The sequence below is a fragment of the Streptomyces malaysiensis subsp. samsunensis genome, from assembly GCF_024519315.1.
Classification (GTDB): Bacteria; Actinomycetota; Actinomycetes; order Streptomycetales; family Streptomycetaceae; genus Streptomyces; species Streptomyces malaysiensis.
Map to the genome: position 1 here is coordinate 83948 of NZ_JANIIC010000035.1, position 17366 is coordinate 101313.

General features: G+C 73.5%; 17 protein-coding genes and 1 pseudogene. 8 read left to right on the forward strand and 10 right to left on the reverse strand.

The features are described 5' to 3' along the window. Positions 1-10: 10 nt before the first annotated feature. A complete protein-coding gene (locus NQU54_RS27505) occupies positions 11-1324 on the reverse strand; it encodes a UDP-glucose dehydrogenase family protein (protein ID WP_257633433.1) in 1314 nt (437 codons plus the stop codon). A gap of 262 nt (positions 1325-1586) precedes the next feature. Between NQU54_RS27505 and NQU54_RS27510 the strand changes: the two genes are divergently transcribed. Continuing rightward, on the forward strand, positions 1587-2216 hold the full coding sequence (locus NQU54_RS27510; protein WP_257633434.1) for a TetR/AcrR family transcriptional regulator: 630 nt from the start codon (positions 1587-1589) through the stop codon (positions 2214-2216). 61 nt (positions 2217-2277) lie between these two features. Here the strand turns inward: NQU54_RS27510 and NQU54_RS27515 are convergent. Next, positions 2278-2901, reverse strand: a pseudogene (locus NQU54_RS27515) (N-acetylmuramoyl-L-alanine amidase); the annotation flags it as partial. A gap of 285 nt (positions 2902-3186) precedes the next feature. After that, the gene (locus NQU54_RS27520; RefSeq protein WP_257633435.1) at positions 3187-3759 is read right to left on the reverse strand and encodes a DUF6817 domain-containing protein; all 573 of its coding nucleotides are present in this window, start codon (positions 3757-3759) and stop codon (positions 3187-3189) included. A 180-nt stretch (positions 3760-3939) separates the two neighbouring features. Between NQU54_RS27520 and NQU54_RS27525 the strand changes: the two genes are divergently transcribed. From NQU54_RS27525 to NQU54_RS27540, 4 genes are all read left to right on the forward strand, one after another. Beyond that, positions 3940-4869 (forward strand): LysR family transcriptional regulator, encoded by a 930-nt coding sequence (locus tag NQU54_RS27525; RefSeq protein ID WP_257633436.1) that lies wholly within the window; start codon positions 3940-3942, stop codon positions 4867-4869. A 237-nt stretch (positions 4870-5106) separates the two neighbouring features. Further along, on the forward strand, positions 5107-6117 hold the full coding sequence (locus NQU54_RS27530; RefSeq protein ID WP_257633437.1) for a sporulation protein: 1011 nt from the start codon (positions 5107-5109) through the stop codon (positions 6115-6117). Between the two features lie 481 nt (positions 6118-6598). Further along, the gene (locus tag NQU54_RS27535) at positions 6599-7138 is read left to right on the forward strand and encodes a hypothetical protein (RefSeq protein ID WP_257633438.1); all 540 of its coding nucleotides are present in this window, start codon (positions 6599-6601) and stop codon (positions 7136-7138) included. After that, entirely contained in the window at positions 7135-7974 is an 840-nt protein-coding gene (locus tag NQU54_RS27540) for an MBL fold metallo-hydrolase (protein WP_257633439.1), read from the forward strand. Before NQU54_RS27535 ends, NQU54_RS27540 begins: the two co-directional genes overlap by 4 nt. 52 nt (positions 7975-8026) lie before the next feature. On the opposite strand, the gene NQU54_RS27545 is transcribed toward NQU54_RS27540, so the two are convergent. Next, positions 8027-8572: a hypothetical protein gene (locus tag NQU54_RS27545; protein WP_257633459.1), complete on the reverse strand. Its 546-nt coding sequence runs from the start codon at positions 8570-8572 to the stop codon at positions 8027-8029. Positions 8573-8729: 157 nt separating this feature from the next. Here NQU54_RS27545 and NQU54_RS27550 point away from each other — a divergent pair, with 157 nt between their 5' ends. Next, positions 8730-9638, forward strand: a complete 909-nt coding sequence (locus NQU54_RS27550; protein WP_257633440.1) for a glycosyltransferase family 2 protein — start codon at positions 8730-8732, stop codon at positions 9636-9638. A gap of 127 nt (positions 9639-9765) precedes the next feature. On the opposite strand, the gene NQU54_RS27555 is transcribed toward NQU54_RS27550, so the two are convergent. Continuing rightward, positions 9766-11031, reverse strand: a complete 1266-nt coding sequence (locus NQU54_RS27555; protein WP_257633441.1) for an APC family permease — start codon at positions 11029-11031, stop codon at positions 9766-9768. A 3-nt stretch (positions 11032-11034) separates the two neighbouring features. After that, entirely contained in the window at positions 11035-11475 is a 441-nt protein-coding gene (locus NQU54_RS27560; protein ID WP_257633442.1) for an ArsR/SmtB family transcription factor, read from the reverse strand. A gap of 104 nt (positions 11476-11579) precedes the next feature. On the opposite strand from NQU54_RS27560, the gene NQU54_RS27565 reads away from it, so the two are divergent. Continuing rightward, on the forward strand, positions 11580-13778 hold the full coding sequence (locus NQU54_RS27565) for a heavy metal translocating P-type ATPase (RefSeq protein WP_308408506.1): 2199 nt from the start codon (positions 11580-11582) through the stop codon (positions 13776-13778). Between the two features lie 163 nt (positions 13779-13941). Next, positions 13942-14301, forward strand: a complete 360-nt coding sequence (locus NQU54_RS27570; RefSeq protein ID WP_069873827.1) for an ArsR/SmtB family transcription factor — start codon at positions 13942-13944, stop codon at positions 14299-14301. 220 nt (positions 14302-14521) lie between these two features. On the opposite strand, the gene NQU54_RS27575 is transcribed toward NQU54_RS27570, so the two are convergent. The 4 genes from NQU54_RS27575 to NQU54_RS27590 all read right to left on the reverse strand — a co-directional run bounded on the left by NQU54_RS27575 (position 14522) and on the right by NQU54_RS27590 (position 17364). After that, a complete protein-coding gene (locus tag NQU54_RS27575) occupies positions 14522-15544 on the reverse strand; it encodes a cation diffusion facilitator family transporter (RefSeq protein WP_257633443.1) in 1023 nt (340 codons plus the stop codon). 87 nt (positions 15545-15631) lie between these two features. After that, a complete protein-coding gene (gene rpsR, locus NQU54_RS27580; protein WP_069873879.1) occupies positions 15632-15874 on the reverse strand; it encodes a 30S ribosomal protein S18 in 243 nt (80 codons plus the stop codon). Positions 15875-15943: 69 nt separating this feature from the next. Beyond that, positions 15944-17110, reverse strand: a complete 1167-nt coding sequence (locus NQU54_RS27585) for a GTP-binding protein (RefSeq protein ID WP_257633444.1) — start codon at positions 17108-17110, stop codon at positions 15944-15946. After that, positions 17107-17364 carry a type B 50S ribosomal protein L31 gene (locus NQU54_RS27590; protein ID WP_147968133.1) on the reverse strand — a complete coding sequence of 86 codons (258 nt, stop codon included), beginning with the start codon at positions 17362-17364 and terminating at the stop codon, positions 17107-17109. The genes NQU54_RS27585 and NQU54_RS27590 overlap by 4 nt, the downstream gene beginning before the upstream one ends. Between the last annotated feature and the right edge of the window lie 2 nt (positions 17365-17366).

Consider the following 17366-nt stretch of genomic DNA (forward strand, 5'->3'; position numbering starts at 1 on the left):
GGCGGGGCGGTCAGCGCGCCATCGCCAGTGTGCGGCCGATGCCCTCGCAGCTCAGCCCGGCGCGGCGCAGCCGGTCCGGGTCCAGGAGGTTGCGGAAGTCGTAGACGGCCGGGGATCCGAGCAGTCCGGCGGCGCGCTCCCAGTCGAGGTCGCGGAACTCCGGCCACTCGGTGAGGACGAGACAGGCGCGCGCTCCCCGCAGGGCCTCTTCGGGGGTGTCGGTGAGGGTGAGCAGATCGCTGAGGTCGGGGCGGGTCTCACGGAGGGCGGGGTCGTAGGCGTGGAGTTCGGCACCCCGCTCCTTGAGCAGCCGGGCGATGGCCAGGGCCGGTGAGTCGCGCAGATCGGAGGTGCCCGCCTTGAAGGCCAGGCCCAGCACGGCCAGCCGTACGCCGCGCAGCGAGCCGTCGCCGGGTGTGCATCCGGCCACCACCCGCTCGACCAGCCGCCGCTGGTGTTCGACGTTGGTCTCGATGGTGGCGCCGAGCAGTGGGAAGTCCACGCCCGACTCCTGGCAGATGGTCAGCAGGGCGTGGGTGTCCTTGGGCAGGCAGGAGCCGCCCCAGCCGGGTCCGGGCTTGAGGAAGGCCGAGCCGATGCGGGGGTCGTGGCCGATGCCGGTGAGCACATCGTCCACATCGGCGCCGAAGTGCTCGCACAGGGTGGCGAGGTTGTTGGCGAAGGAGAGCTTCATGGCCAGGAAGAAGTTGGCCGCGTACTTGGCGAGTTCGGCGCCGGCGGCGTCGGTGAGCACCAGCGGGGCGTCCAGCCCGGCGTACAGATCGGCCACCCGGCGCGCCGCGTCCGGGTCGGCGGCGCCGACCACGATGCGGTCGGGGTGGAGGAAGTCGCGCACCGCGTAACCCTCCCGGAGGAACTCCGGGTTGCTCACCACGGCCACGTCGGGGCGGTCCAGCAGCGCGGCCACACGCTCGGCGGTGCCGACGGGCACGGTGGACTTGTTGACCACCACGCTGCCGTGCGGCAGCCGGTCGCGGATCTGGTCCGCCACGGCCTCGACGGCGGCCAGGTCGGCGGCGCCGCCGACGCCCATCGGGGTCGGCAGGCACAGGAACACCACGTCGGCGTCGGCGACCGCGGCCCGGGTGTCCTGGACGAACTCCAGCCGCCCCGAGTCCAGTCCCTCCCGGACGAGTTCGGGCAGGCGGGGCTCGAGGATGTCGACCTCTCCGCGCCGGAGCCGTTCGACCTTGTGGCGGTCGGTGTCCGCGCACACCACTCGATTGCCGAGGGTGGCCAGACAGGCGCCGGTGGTCAGTCCGACGTAGCCGGTTCCCACGACGGCGACGCGTCGTATCTGCACAGGGGATCACCACTTCTGCTGGGGGTCAGATGCGGGCACGTGGCGAGGACGGCACGGGGCCGCCCGGTCGGGAAACCAGCGGCCGGACACCGTCGTTGGGCCGGGACCGCGCTGGGCGGCGACCAATGTCACCACGCGTTGACAAAACATAACGCCCCGACCCCAATCTTGGTCAACAAGTGATGACAACGGTGGGTGACTTCTGGACATGCGAGGCTGAACCGGCAGCATGTACGGCACGTCCAGGCGGAGGTACGACAGGGTGAACCGGGCAAGCGACACACGGCGGTGCGACGGCCTCCCCCCGCGCCCCCGCAGATACGACGCGGAGGGCACGCGCAGCGCGCTGCTGGGGGCCGCCGCGCTGCGTTTCGCCAGGTACGGCTACGACCGCAGCAGTGTGCGCGATATCGCCAAGGACGCGGGGGTGGACGCCGCCCTGGTCTACCGCTATTTCGGCTCAAAGGAGGCGCTGTTCGACGCGGTGTCGGCCGGCACCGGCCTGTTCGAGCCACTGCGCCATCTGCCACTGGACGAGGTGTCGGCGTGGATCTGCGATGTGGTCTCCAACGGGCCCACCGAGGAGGAGGCCCCGCATCCACTGCTGACCAAGCTCCGCTCCTCCAGCCGGGAGGAGACCGTCGGGCGGCTCCGCGAGGAGGTCACCGAGGTGTTCTCACAAGGGTTCGCCCGGCGCCTGGAGGGCGAGGACGCCGAGCTGCGGGCCGAGTTGCTGGCGGCGTGGCTGATGGGCATCACCCTGCTCCGCCTGGCCATACGCTCACCGGCGCTGGCCGCCACGCCGGACGACACACTGCTGCGCTTCCTGCGGGCGGGTATCGACCCGCTGCTGGACGCGGGCTGCCCCGGCGGCGGGGGCGAGGACGGCTGACCCGCTCCTCGCCCCGCCCCCGGGGCAGGGGAAACCGGTGTGGCGCCTAGACGTTCGGCACGCGCGGCGACTTGGGGGCCGGGCCGGCCGGTTCGGCGCCGAGCCGCTTGCCGATACGGCCGCGCATGGAGTCCATCGTGAAGCCACGCGGGTCGACCTTGCCCGGCTGCCACTCCAGATGGCCGATCACCGAGCGCTGGGTCCAGCCATGGGCACGGCAGATGGCCGCGGACACCTTCTCGATGGCCAGTTTCTGCGCCTCCGGCCAGGGGTCCTCGCCATCGCCGAGGTTGACGCACTCGAAGCCGTAGAAGTGGCGGTTGCCATCGGTGTCCGCCTCGTTGTCGGGGGGCAGCGCGGCTTCGTCGACGACCGCTCGGAGCACGTCGCTGTCGCCGAGACCCGCGTGGTTGGCGCGGCCGTGGCCGACCATGTGGACCACGCCGGCCTTGTCGATGACACCGTGGCACAGCGGCCCCGGCAGCGAGGAGTGTCCCTCGTAGCACAGCTCCACGGAGGAGTCGGTGCCCTTGGTGACGGTGTGATGGATCATCACCCCGTTGACCGGGCCCCAGGGGCCCTTGGAGTTGCGGTTGTGAGCGCGCCAGTCGCGGTACTCACGGACTTCCAGCCCCTCGTCGCGAAGTGCCTTGAGCAGACGGTCGGCGGTGAGCGGAGTGGCCATGGTGATGTGCTCCTTAGGGATGGGACATGGTCATGTACGGATGCCACGGACAGGGAACTCAATCGGCTCCGGACCGGGGCCCACGCGTCCAGCCCGGTGTCCGTGGCCGACGTCCCGAACACCATCCGCGGATCCAACTCGGCCCGCCCGGCCGTCACCCACGCCGGTGGCGCGCAGTGCGCCCGGATCCCGGCCGGGCCCGGAGCGGCGGTTCGCGGGCCGCGTTCACCGGCCACTCCACGGTGCCCGCACACCCGCGCCCGCGCGCCACCTGCCCCGCGGGCCTCAGTCGGGTGCCAGTGGCGAGGGCGTGAGGACCGCGCGTCCGTCCAGCCAGGCCGGGCGGCTGAGCAGCGGGCGGAAGCGGGTGAACAGGGCGAGGAGTTCGGGGCCGCGCCGTTCCCGGAGTACGGGGTCGCGGCGGGCGAGGTCGAGCTCGTTGGCGGCCGACAGCTCGGCGAAGTCCCGGAGCAGCCGGGGTTCCGGACTGTGCGTACGGCCGGTGAAGCGATCGTGGAAGGCCGCGCCGGGGTCGGCGAGCGCCGGGCAGGTGGCCTTCCGGTCGCAGCTCGCGTAGAGGTACACGATGGCTTCGGCCTCCGCGCCGATCACCGCCACGAGTTCACCCCGGCGGCCGAGGGGCAGCAGGGTGACCGGGAAGCCGTCGGTTCCGTAGAACGCGTGGCACAGCCCGGCGAGTTGGAGTTCCGGGCGGGCTCCCCACGCGGCGAGCCGGGCCCGTACGCGCTGGAGGTGGGCGAGGAGCGTACCGCCGGGGTGGGCGATGCGCGCGGCGCCGAGGTGGCGCAGGAACGTGACGGCCCGGTCGGCGGCGGCAGGAGGGGGAGCGGCAGGCACAGGTCGTGTCCTTTCGGTGCTTGGCAGGTCGGCACCCGTGCCCCACCCCCACCCGGTCCGGATCCATGTGCGGACGCCGCACGGGTTGCCGCCTGAGCCCTGCGACGATCGTCCCGACCTGCGGCCATCCCAGTCAATCCTGGCAATTGCTCGCCAACTCCAAGCTCTAGCTTGGAGGTTATGACTCTGGATGATCTGCGGGTGTTCGTGGCCGTGTGCCGCGCCGGAAGCCTCAGCGCCGTGGCCCGGGAACTGGCCTGCACACAGTCGGCGGTGAGCCAGCGGGTGAAGCGGCTGGAACGCGAGACCGGTGTCAGCCTGCTGGAGCGCCAGCCGCGCGGCGTCGCGCCCACCCCGGCGGGGCTCATTCTGTGCGAGGCCGCCGCCGACGGCATCGCCGGGCTCGAACTGGCGCTGCGCCGCCTGGGCGACCTGGTGCACGGGGAGAGCGGTTCGGTGCGGATCACCACCGGCAGCACCACGGTGCGGCACTTCATGGCCGAGGCGATCGTCTCCTTCCGCCGGCGCTATCCGAAGGTGAACCTGGAGTTCCAGACCGAGAGCTCCAGCCGCGGCTGCCTCGGCGCCCTCATCGCCGGCAATCTGGACCTGGCCTGGATCTCCCTCGGCGGCCCGGTGCGCGGTGTCGAACAGCGGCCCGTGGCCGAGCTGCCGTGGGTGCTCGCCATGCGGGCCGGGGATCCGCTCGCGGCCCGGCCCCGGGTGGAGGTGTCCGACCTCGCCGACATCCCGCTCGTACGGCTGCCGCCGAACTCCACCTCGGGCGGGCGCCTCCACGCGGCCCTGGCCGAGCTGGGCATACGGGCCGGCTCCGATACGAGCGTCGCCGACTGGGACACGGCCCTGCTGCTGGCCGAACTCGGCCTGGGGCGCGCCGTGGTGCCCGCCCTGCCGGGGCTGCCGGTGCCCGGGGACGAGGGGCCGCTGCGGCTCGTCCCGATCCCGGCGCTGCCCCCGCTGCCGGTCGGCTGGGCCGCGCGCCGCTGGGACGCGCTCCCGCCGCTGGCCCGGGCCTTCGCGGACACCGTGGCCGGCACCTTGCGCGAGGACACCGCGCCTGAAGGGCGCTCCGCCCGGCCCGATGAGTGATCATTTTCGGACTTCCCCCGCCGACGCGCCCGGATGGGCCAATTCAAGGCGGCGCGCACCCTATGCTTCTACATGCGTGTAGAACTACGGAGGGAGGACCCACGGTGAACGTGCCACCGGCCGCGAACGTTCCGCGGCACATGGCCCGCTGTCGCGCGACCCCCGTCCGCCGCCGCACGCGCCCGCAACCCCCACGCATACGCGACAGTACGCATATTTGAAGGAGTGAACGCCACGATGGTGTTCAAACGACTGCTCGGCTCGCTCGGTGTCGGCGGACCCACCGTGGACACGGTGCTGGACCCCGGCCCGGTACTCCCCGGCGGGCCGTTGACCGGCCAGGTCCATCTCCAGGGTGGCAAGGCGGACTTCGAGATCGAGCAGATCACGCTGGAGCTCGTGGCCCGGGTGGAGGACGAGCGCGGCGACGAGGAGCGGGAGGGCGTCGTCCTCTTCGACCGCTTCACCGTCGGCGGCGGTTTCCGGCTCGCCGAGGGCGAGCACCGCAGCCTCCCGTTCACGGCCCACCTCCCCTGGGAGACGCCGGTCACCGAGCTTTACGGGCAGCCGCTGGGCATCATCCTCGGCGTGCGCACCGGGCTGGAGGTCGCGGGCGCGAAGGACAAGGGCGACCTCGACCAGCTGACCGTGAGCCCGCTGCCGGTCCAGGAGGCCATCCTGGAGGCGCTGGGGCAGCTCGGCTTCGGCTTCCGGTCCGCCGATCTGGAGCTGGGCCATGTGGGCGGCACCGGGCAGCGGCTGCCGTTCTACCAGGAGATCGAGCTCTCCCCGGCTCCCCAGTACGCCCATGCCATCAACGAGCTCGAGGTGACCTTCCTGGCCAACGCGGGCGGCATGGACGTCGTCCTGGAGGCCGACAAGCGCGGCGGGTTGTTCACCTCGGGGGAGGACGCCCTCACGCTCTTCACCGTCGGCCATGAGGGCGTCGAGCACCGCGACTGGAACACCGAGGTCGACGCCTGGATCGCACAACTCGTCGAGCGGCGCGCCGCCTACGGCTCGTACGGCTCCTACGGCCACGGCGGACACGACGGCCACGGCTACGGGCACGCGGACCACCACCACGACGGGCACCACGACGGCGCGCGGCGCTCCGGCCCGAGCACCGCGGCGATCGTCGGAGGCGTCGCGGCGGGTGTCGCGGTCGGCGTCGTCGGCGGAATGGTCGCCGCGGAGGTCGTCGACGAGATCGGCGACGCCTTCGAGGACGAGGAGGACGAGGACTGAACCCGCCTCCCCCGGCCCGGGGCGTCCCCGGGCCGGGGAATCCGGCCCCCTGCTCGTCCCCGCGTCCCGGCCGTCCCCCGATGCGGCAGCGGCCCAACGGCCGTGGTCCCGTACCCCTCGGCGCCGCTGCGCCACCCGGGGACCGGACCAGCCGTCGAGGAGGACGAGCGACGATGACCGCCGACAGCCGCCCAGACCTCCAGCTGGGCTGCGGCCTTCGCGCCGTGACGCGGGTTGGGCACGAACTCGCCGTTGCACGAGGACCTCACCAAGTGCCCGCACTACCGGCGGCGGGTGGTTCCGGAGGGCTGAGGCCGCGCGACACGGGCGGCCCGCGCGGGGCAGCGGGGGCGCGAGGCTCTGGTTGAGGCGGCCGGTGCTGGGCACTCCATGGGGCGCGTGGCCCGGTACGGCCTTGCACAGGGCCTGATACGGCCTTGCTCGTGGCCTGACACGGCCTTGTCGATCCCAAAGGACGATCATGAGCGAGCCCAGGACATCGACATCCCCCCGCATGCTCGGCATCTATCTCAATGACCATCTGGCCGGAGCGACGGCCGGATGGGAACTGGCCCGCCGGGCGGCCCGCGAGCACCGGCAGTCGCCCCTCGGCGGCGAGCTGGAGGACCTCGCCGTACAGATCCTGGAGGACCGTAAGGCGCTGCTGGCCGTCATGGCCGACCTCGAGGTGCCCGTACGCCGTTACAAGGTCTACGGGGGCTGGCTGGGCGAGAAGGCCGGGCGGCTGAAGCCCAACGGCCGTCTGCGGCGCCGTTCCGGGCTCAGCTCGGTAGTCGAGCTGGAGTCGCTGCGGATCGGTGTGGAGGGCAAGGCACTGCTGTGGCATGCGCTGCTGGCCGCGGCCGGCCAGGACATCCGGCTGGACTCCGATCGGCTCACCGAACTGCTCAACCGGGCGTGGCGGCAGCGCGCGGCGCTGGAGTCGCTGCACGACACCGCGACCGCCACGATGTTCGCCCCCGGCCGGCCGGAGCCGCGGGAGGCGGTGGTCGGGCCATGACCACTCCGCCGGACGGCGCCGCCGAACTCCTCTTCATCGGCAACGCCACGCTCCTCATCCGCTACGGCACGCTCACGCTGCTCACCGACCCGAACTTCCTGCACCGGGGCCAGTACGCCTACCTCGGCAAGGGGCTGATGTCCCGGCGGCTGACCGAGCCCGCACTGGCCGCCTCGGACATACCGTCCGGCCTGGACGCCGTGGTGCTCTCGCATCTGCACGGCGACCACTGGGACCGGGTGGCGCGCCGGCGGCTGGACCGCTCACTGCCCATCATCACCACCCCGCACGCCTCCCGCCGGCTCCAGGCCATCCATGGGTTCAGCCGGGCCACCGGGCTGCCCACCTGGCACGATCACGTGCTGGTGAACGGCAGCGGCCAGGTCCGGGTCACCGCACTGCCCGGGATACACGCCCCCGGCCGCTGGCAGCGGTTGCTGCCACCGGTGATGGGGAGTCTGCTGGACTTCGGCGAGCCGGGGCAGCCGCCCCGGCTGCGGGTCTACATCACCGGCGACACGCTGATGTTCCCGGGCGTCCATGAGATCGCCCGGCGCTACCCGGATGTGCATCTGGCGGTGGTCCACCTCGGCGGCACCCGGCTTCCGGGCGGGCTCATCGTGACCATGGACGCTCCCCAGGGGGCCGATCTGGTCAGGGCCGTACGGCCAGAGCGGGTCCTGCCGGTGCACTACGACGACTACGCCGCCTTCAGCTCCCCGCTCTCGGCGTTCCTGGAGGAGACCCGGCGCCCGGACTTCCCGTCCACGGTGGTCCACTGCCCCCGCGGCGAACGCGTCACCGTGAACGCGCAAGGGGTGCTCCCGACGCCGTGAGGGCCGCCGAGAGGCCGTGAACGCCGATGCTCAGGGCGTGAACGCTGACCGCTCAGGAGGCCGCGCTGGTGGGCGTCTGGTCGTCGCTGTGCAGCCGCCCCAGACGTTCCAGCAGCTGCGGACGGTGCAGCTCCGCCACGCATGACATCAGGTCCGGATGGCGCAGGAACGGCGCCGCACGCCGGTCGTGCGTGTCCGGCGCCGTCAGCCGCCGGAACTCACCGGGAGACCCGGGGCCGTGCTCGCACTCGGCAAGCGCCGCCACCCCCTCGGACGCCAGGGTGGAGCAGGTGAGCAGGGCCGCCGCCCAGCTCGCCACGACCTCGTCCACACAGGTGCGCCAGACGCCGTCGGGGCCGCGGATCTCGTACGGCTCCGCGTCCACGAGCCAGTCCAGCCGGAAGGAGCCGCCCGGACCGATCAGCGCCACCAGGGAAGCGTCGGTGGGGTCCGTATAGCGCAACCAGGCGGCCACGGTGACGGCCTGCCGGGCCTGCGCCTCGGCGAGCGCCGCGTTCATCGCCCCGTCGGCCGCCGGATATGCCCTGATCAGCCACTGCGTGGTCGCAGCGATGACGGATGACAGGTCCAGGGACAAACGACGCCGCTCCTCGTACGCGATCAGTGTCAGCACCGTACCCGCGGAACGACTGTGTCGAACATGACATAGATCACGCCGCGCGGCGGCGCGGCGCGTCCCCAAGTGTGCCTGGGGCGCACCGCATAGCGGACAAGGCGCCGGGTACCCGGTGCCCATGAACGCGCCAGGCCCCGCCGTCGGCGTCGTCATCGCCACCCGTGACCACGCCGAACGCCTCGCCACAGCCCTGGAGCACCTCACCGCGCTGCCGGAGCGGCCACCGGTCGTGGTCGTGGACCACGGCTCGACGGACCACACCAGGGCCATGGTCGCCGAGCGCTTCCCCCAGGCGCGGGTCCTGGCCCACGGGGACGGCCACGGGGCGCTCGCCCGCAACGACGGGGTACGCGCCATCGGCACCCCCTACGTGGCGTTCAGCGACGACGACTCCTGGTGGGCGCCAGGGTCCCTGGCACGGGCCGCCACCCTGCTCAACGGCCATCCGCGGCTGGGGCTGCTGGCGGGCCAGGTGCGGATCGGCCCCGAGGAGCGGCCCGATCCGCGGGGCGCCACGCTGGCCGCCTCCCCCGTCGGCCGGGCCGAGGACCTTCCAGGAGCGGAGGTCTACGGCTTCCTCACCCGTGCCGCCGTGGTGCGCCGCGGCGCCTTCCTGGAGGCAGGCGGCTTCCATCCACTGATCTTCCTCGGCGACGAGGAGACCCTGCTCGCCTACGACCTCGCCGCGATGGGCTGGGGCGTCTCGTACTGCCCCGAGGTGGTCGCCCTCCACCATCCGTCCCCCTCACCGCACGAGGACCGCACCGCCGCGATGCGCCACAACGAACTGATCAGCTGCTGGCTGCGCCGCCCCCTCCCCCTCGCGGCCCGCCGCACCGCCGCGCTCCTCACCCGGGCCGGCCACGACCCGGCGGCCCGCACCGCACTCCGTGGCCTGCTCACCCGCCTCCCGGCCGCGCTATGGCTGCGCCGCCCGCTGCCACCGTGGGTCGAGGAGGCCGCCCAGCGGGTGGACAGGCAGCGAGCGACGGCGGACGAGAAGACCCTGGCGGCCCCGCCGGGATGAGCGGCGGGCACGCGCTTCGGTGACGGCCCGCCGGTGGGGTGGATCCGATCGACGAGCCGCCGCGATCGCCACGCCCCGGGCCCCCTTCATCGCCGAGGGGCGCCTCCCGGCCGGTCGCCGTACGGCGCTACGAGGCCGTCGCGCGCCGCACACCGTAGGCCGCCGCGCCCACGGCCAGTACCGCCGCGCCCCAGACCACCGAGGAGACGGGCAGGGCGAAGGCCAGCACCAGGCAGCCGACCAGGCCGAGCGCCGGGATGATCCGCGGTGGGCGGCCCTCGGCCGGGGTGAGGGTCCAGGCGGAGGCGTTGGCGACGGCGTAGTAGGCCAGCACCCCGAACGAGGAGAACCCGATCGCACCGCGCAGATCCGCCGTCGCCGCCAGCACCGCCACCACCGCGCCCACGGTCAGCTCGGCGCGGTGCGGCACCGCGAACCGGGGGTGCACGGCGGCCAGCACGGGCGGGAGGTGCCGGTCGCGGGCCATGGCCAGGGTGGTCCTGGAGACGCCCAGGATCAGCGCGAGCAGCGATCCCAGCGCGGCCACCGCGGCGCCCACCCGCACCACCGGCGCCAGCCAGGAGAGCCCGGCGGCGCGCACGGCGTCGGCCAGCGGGGCGCTCGCCGCGGCCAGTCCGCCGCTGCCCAGCACGGTCAGCGCGGCGATCGCGACGACCGCGTAGACGGCCAGGGTGATGCCGAGCGCGAGGGGGATGGCGCGGGGAATGGTGCGCGCCGGGTCGCGGACCTCCTCACCGAGGGTGGCGATACGGGCGTATCCGGCGAAGGCGAAGAACAGCAGGCCGCCCGCGCGCAGCACCCCGCCGAGGGTGGCGTCGTGGCCGATCTCCAGCCGGGCGGCGTCCGCCTCCCCGGAGGTGAGGAGGGCGACGACCACGGCGGCCAGGACCGCGAGCACGACGGCCACGATCGCCCGGGTCAGCCAGGCGGCCTTGTGCACCCCCACGTAGTTGACGGCCGTCAGCGCCACCACGGCCGCCACCGCCACCGCGGGCGCCTGCGCGGGCCAGACATAGGAGCCGACGGTCAGGGCCATCGCCGCGCAGGAGGCGGTCTTGCCGACCACGAACCCCCAGCCGGCCAGATACCCCCAGAAGTCGCCCAGCCGCTCGCGGCCGTAGACATAGGTGCCGCCCGACTGCGGATAGCGGGCGGACAGCCGCGCGGAGGAGGTGGCGTTGCAGTACGCCACCACTCCGGCGGCCACCAGGCCGAACAGCAGCCCCGACCCCGCCTCCCGCGCCGCGGGCGCCAGCGCCCCGAAGATGCCCGCGCCGATCATCGACCCCAGGCCGACCACGACCGCGTCGAACACCCCCAGGCGCCGCCGCAACTCCCCCGGCCCGGCCGGGGTGTTCACCGTGCCGCTCACCGCTCAGCCCCGATCCGTGTCGAGCTCGGCATTGTCCAACTCGGTCTTGTCCGAGTCGGTCTTGTCCAGGTCGGCTTGGTCGAGGTCGGTTTTGGCCGGCAGATCGCGGGCGCCGAGCCGCAGATGCTCGATGTGGTACACGGCCTCGTCCAGGAGTTGGGCGACGTGGTTGTCGTAGAGGCTGTAGACGATCCGGCGGCCCCGGCGTGAACCGGTGACCAGCCCGAGCGCGCGCAGCAGCCGGAGTTGGTGGGAGACCGCGGACTGTTCCATGCCGACCGCGTCGGCCAGTTCGGTGACCGCGCAGGGGGCCTGGCGCAGACGGGTGAGGATCATCAGCCGCGACGGTGTGGCCAGGGCCTGGAGGGTGGCGGCGATGGTGGCGGCGGAGTCCGCGTCCAGATGCGCTGCCGGGGTGGTCTGACTGTCGGCTCCGTGTCCCATGCCGCCATCGTATCCACAGCAACACTTGAAGAGATCTTCATATGTTCCCGTATGGTGGCGGGGTCAGACCATCGCCCCACCAGTCGAGGAAGAGGTGTGCCCCGGTGTCCGCCGAAGTCATCGAGGAGCGGTCCCCCGCCGACGCCCCACCGCCCGTACGGCCGCGCCGGACCCGCGTCCGCGAGCTGCCCGAGGTGCGGTGGGCCGCGCTGGCCACCGCCGCGTTCCTGCCCGCCCTCGCGCTCGACCTGACCGGCGCCCCGGCGTGGCTGTGGGCCCCGCTCTACGCCATCTGCTACGCCGCCGGGGGCTGGGAGCCGGGCCTGGCGGGCCTGCGCGCCCTGCGGGAACGCACCCTCGACGTCGATCTGCTGATGGTCGTCGCCGCGCTCGGGGCCGCGGCGATCGGGCAGTTCCTCGACGGCGCCCTGCTCATCGTCATCTTCGCGGTCTCGGGCGCACTGGAGGCGTTCGCCACCCGGCGCACCGCCGACTCCGTACGCGGGCTGCTGGACCTGGCGCCCGACACCGCCACGCGGCTCACCCCCGGCGGCGCCGAGGAGCGGGTGGACGTCAGCGCGCTGCGCGTCGGCGACACCGTGTTCGTACGGCCCGGTGAGCGGCTGCCCGCCGACGGCACCGTCCGCGAGGGGACCAGCGACGTCCAGCAGGCCGGGATCACCGGCGAACCGCTCCCGGTGGACAAGGGACCCGGGGACGAGGTGTTCGCGGGCACGCTCAACGGGACGGGCGCGCTGCGCGTCACCGTGGACCGGGACGCCTCCGAGTCGGTCATCGCCCGGATCGTGTCCATGGTCGAGGAGGCGAGCGAGCGCAAGGCACCCGGCCAGCTGTTCATCGAGAGGATCGAGCAGCGCTACGCCATCGGCATGGTGGCCGCCACGCTCGCGCTGTTCGCGATCCCCCTCGCCCTCGGCGCGGAGCTCACCGAAACCCTGCTGCGGGCCATGACCTTCATGATCGTGGCATCGCCGTGTGCGGTCGTGCTCGCCACCATGCCACCGCTGCTGTCCGCCATCGCCACCTGCGGACGCAACGGCGTGCTGGTCAAGTCAGCCGCGGCCATGGAGCGGCTGGGCGGCATCACCCGGGTGGCGCTGGACAAGACCGGAACCCTCACCGAGGCATCGGCGCGCGTCCGCGGGATCCGGGTGCTCCCGGGCAGTGGCCTCACCGAACACGAGGCCCTGGCCTGGGCCGCAGCGGCCGAGCGGCCCAGCGAGCACCCGCTGGCCCGTGCGGTGGTCGCCGCCGCGGAAGAGCGCGGTCTGCGTCTGGAGCCCGCGGCCGACTTCGGCTCGGCGCCGGGCCGGGGCGTACGGGCGGTGGTCGCGGGCCGGACCGTCCAGGTGGGCAGCCCCCTGGCGCTGCTGGACGGCGCGACGCCACCGCTGAAGCGCCCCGGCGAACCGGCGCCGCCGACGGGCGGGGGCGATCCGGGGCGTACGGATGTCGCGAACGAGTCGTCCCGTAGAGCCACCGCCGACGACGCGGCCCATACGGCCACCACCGACGACCCGGCCCGTACAGCCACCACCGACGACGACGCCCGTACAGCCGTCGACCAGGACGGCCCGGTCCGTGCCGCCGTGGCCGAGGTGGAGGACGGCGGTGCCACCGCGGTCGCCGTCCTCGTCGACGGCCGCCCCGCCGCCGTGCTCGCCATCGCCGCCCCGCTGCGCGCCGGGGCCGCCGAGGCCGTCGCCGCGCTGGGGCAACTCACCGGCACCCCACCGGTGTTGCTGACCGGCGACAACAAGCGTGCCGCCGCCCGGCTGGGCGAGGAGGTCGGCATCACCGACATACGGGCCGGGCTGCTGCCGCAGGACAAGGTGGCCACCGTACGGGGCTGGGAGGACACCGGGGAGCGGGTCCTGATGGTCGGCGACGGGGTCAACGACGCCCCGGCGCTGGCCGCCGCGCACACCGGTGTCGCCATGGGCCGCGCGGGCTCCGCGCTGACGCTGGAGACCGCCGACGCCGTGGTGGTCCGCGATGAACTGGCCGCCGTGCCCTCGCTCGTGGCCCTGTCCCGGCGCGCCCGCCGCCTGGTGGCGCAGAACCTGGTCATCGCGTGCGCATGCATCGGAGCGCTGGTGGTGTGGGATCTCTTCGGCCATCTGCCGCTGCCGCTCGGCGTGGCGGGCCACGAGGGGTCCACCGTCCTGGTGGGCCTCAACGGTCTGCGGCTGCTGCACACCTCCGCGTGGCCGGGCGCGGGGCGGACCGGCCGCCGGGCCGCCGGAAGCGAAACCATGTCCGGCGGTTCCTCACACCCGTGACATCGGCGGCTGGTGGCCGCGGCATCCGGCAGTCACCTTGCGGTGGCGGCCGGGCCGCCGGGCCACACGTCGCGGGCGGCCCGTGAAATCCACCGGACAGCGACCCGGACGCGGGACGGGCCGGGACGGGACCCGCCCCGGCCCGCCGCTCTACGATGGGGGCATGCCGGTCAGCGAACCCTCCTCAACTGCGACCCGATCGCATACGCACCCCAGTGGCGCGGCGCAGTTCTCCACGGCCGCCAATGTCTTCTCACTGCTCTCCGATCCGACCCGGCTGCATCTGGTGTGGTCCCTCGCCCGGGGCGAAGCCGATGTCAACACCCTGACCGAGGCCAGCGGGGCGGCCCGCCCCGCGGTGAGCCAGCATCTGGCCAAGCTCCGGCTGGCCGGGCTGGTCCAGATGCGCAAGGAGGGCCGCCGCTCGGTGTACTCACTTCACGACGGCCATCTGCGCCGACTGGTCGTCGAGGCCGTCAACCACGCGGACCACATGGTCACCGGGGCCCCGTCGCACGACTGACCGCACCAAAGGGGACGGTGCACCCCGTCTCCCCCGCTCCCCTGCACGCCGCCGGACCGCCTCACCCCGCGCCCCCCTTCCCTCCGCGCTGCGGCTCTCCTCCGGGGCGCCCCTGGTGACGGGGTGGATGCGGCAGGTACGGGCCCGCCTGGAGGGCCGGGCCGGGGCCGGGTGTTCCAGCCCTGGCGGGACGCCCGCAAGCTGATGCGGAAGGAGCCCATCACCCCGGTGGGGATCCGGCGTGGTGCGCCAGCAGGCGATGCGGATCCTCGGCGCCCGGCCCAGGGGCCGGATCGGTGTGCACCAGGGCGGCGGTCAGCCGGGGCACCGCGTGGCGGAGGGCGTGTTCCGCCCTGACCGCCACATCGTGCGCCGCGCGCAGATCCAGGCCACCGTCCACCTCCACCGTGACCTCGGCGCGCAGCCCGTGGCCGAGCCAGCGCATCCGGAGCTCGGTCACCCGCAGCACTCCGGGGACCGCGCGCAGTGCGGCCTCGCCCGTGTCGACCACCGCCGGGTCGACGGAGTCCATCAGCCGCCGGAACACCTCGCGGGCCGCGTCCTTGAGGACGAGCAGGATCGCGACGGTGATGGCCAGGCCCACCAGCGGGTCGGCGGCCCGCCAGCCGAGCGCCACGCCGCCCGCGCCCACCAGCACGGCCAGGGAGGTGAAGCCGTCGGTGCGGGCGTGCAGTCCGTCGGCGACCAGGGCAGCCGAGCCGATCCGCCGCCCGACCCGGATCCGCAGGCGGGCCACCCATTCGTTGCCGATGAAGCCGAGCACCGCCGCGAGCGCGACGACGCCCGGATGGGCGATGTCGCGCGGGTGCAGCAACCGGTCCACGGACTCGTAGGCGGCCAGGGCCGCCGAGGCGGCGATGGTCAGGACGATGACGATCCCGGCCAGGTCCTCGGCCCGGCCGTAGCCGTAGGTGAACCGCCGGGTCGCCGCGCGGCGCCCCAGGACGAACGCCACGGCGAGCGGCAGCGCGGTCAGGGCGTCGGCGGCGTTGTGGACGGTGTCGCCCAGCAGCGCCACCGAGCCGGACAGCAGCACGACCGCGGCCTGGAGGACCGCGGTGGCGCCCAGGACGCCGAGGGAGAGCCACAGGGCACGCATGCCCTCGGCCGATGACTCCAGCGCGGGGTCGACCTTCTGCGCCGACTCATGGGAGTGCGGTTTCAGCAGATGCGCGAGCTGGTGCCGCCGGTGGGACCAGCGTTCATGATGACGGGACTCCATGAAACCATTATGTGCATACACGCGCACCCATGCACCTGTTGAATCCGCGACGGTCGGCGATATCCCAGCCCACTTCCGGCGGAGCGCCTAGCGCGCCCCATAGGGCAGCAGCGCCATCTCACGCGCGTTCTTGATCGCGCGGGCCAGTTGGCGCTGCTGCTGCGCGGTCACCCGGGTGACCCGGCGGCTGCGTATCTTGCCGCGATCGGAGATGAACTTCCGCAGCAGTTCGGTGTCCTTGTAGTCGATGTAGGTGATACCTGCCTTGTCCAGCGGGTTCACCCGGTTGCGCCGGCCGTCCCGGCGGGTGGGGTCGATGCGTCGGGCCATCATCGGGTCCTTGTCTGTGCGATGCGTGCGGCGTCCGTCCGCGCTCCGGTCAGGACGGGGCAGGACGGGTCAGAACACCGGGTCGAGCAGTTCGTCGAAGGCGTGCGGCAGCCGGCGCCAGGCGTCCGGCCCGGCCGCGTACTCCGCGTCGGTCAGCAGACATGAGTCGAGCAGGGCCAGCAGTCCGTCGCGGTCGAGGCCGGGCGAGGTGAAGGTGAGGTGCTGGCAGCGGTCGCCGTGGCCGGGGTGCCAGTCGAGCGCGGCGGCGACCCGCCGCTCGGGCGGCACCATCTCCCAGGCGGCGTCCGGCAGCGCGGCCAGCCACGGCCCGGCCGACTCCACGCACAGGGCCCCGCCCGCCGCGTCCCAGGACAGCAGGGTGTCACCCCGGTCCGCGAGCCAGAAGCGGCCCCGGCTGCGGGCCGCAGCACAGGTCAGATCCTCCAGTGCGGCATAGAGCCGCCCCGGGTGGAAGGGCCGCCCGCGCCGCCAGACGAGGGTGGCCACCCCGTGGTCATCGCCCTCCTGCGGCAGCAGCGCACACGCCGGATGCTGACGGGCGGCGGCCGCCTCGATGTCGAAGCCCTCGAGAAGCGCGGGCCCCAGCCCTCCCTCGCCGAGCCGCAGCTTCCTTGCCCCCGGGGTGAGTTGGGTGAGCAGGGCGTGATCGCCGCAGTCCGCGGGCTCCCCGGACATCCCGTCCTCGGCGACGGCGATCAGGGTGGGATACTCCAGCTGCCGGGCGAAGGTGTCCGCGATGGTGCGCTGATCGGCCGGGGCGGCGGCGAGACCGGCCTCGGCGACGTCGTCGCCATTGGCCAGATACGGCACGATCAGGGCCGGGTCGACCGCGGTGGCCACTCCGGTCAGCTCCAGCGGCGCACCCTCGGCCGCGATGACGGCGGCCATGGCCTGGGGCTCGACCGAGTCCCACAGCTCGACGACGGCGAGCCGGTGGCCGCCGCCCGTGGCCAGGCGCAGCAGTTCGGGGACCAGGTCCTCGCGCAGCGCACAGCACGCGCAGTCGTTCACCAGCGGCGCCTCGCCACCACCGAGCGGCCCGGACGCGTCGCGCACGGTGCGGCGCACGGCGCGGTCGGTGGCGGCGGACAGATCGTGGTGCAGCGCCACGGAGCCGGGCACCGTGCGCAGGATCTCCTCGACGGCGGCGTGGCGGGCATCGGCGTGCAGCCCGCCCACGACCGCGACGGCCAGTCGGTGCTCGTCCGCGCTCACCGGCCCCTCCGGCCGCGCCCGTAGCGCCGCTCGAACCGCTCGACGCGACCGGCGGTGTCCACGACACGCTGGTTGCCGGTGTAGAAGGGGTGGCTCGCCGAGGAGATCTCGACGTCGATGACCGGATAGGTGTTGCCGTCCTGCCACTCCACGGTCTGGTCGCTGGTGGCGGTGGAGCGGGTGAGGAAGGCGAAGTCGCCGGCCCGGTCACGGAAGACGACGGGCCGGTACGCGGGGTGAATGCCGGGCTTCATGA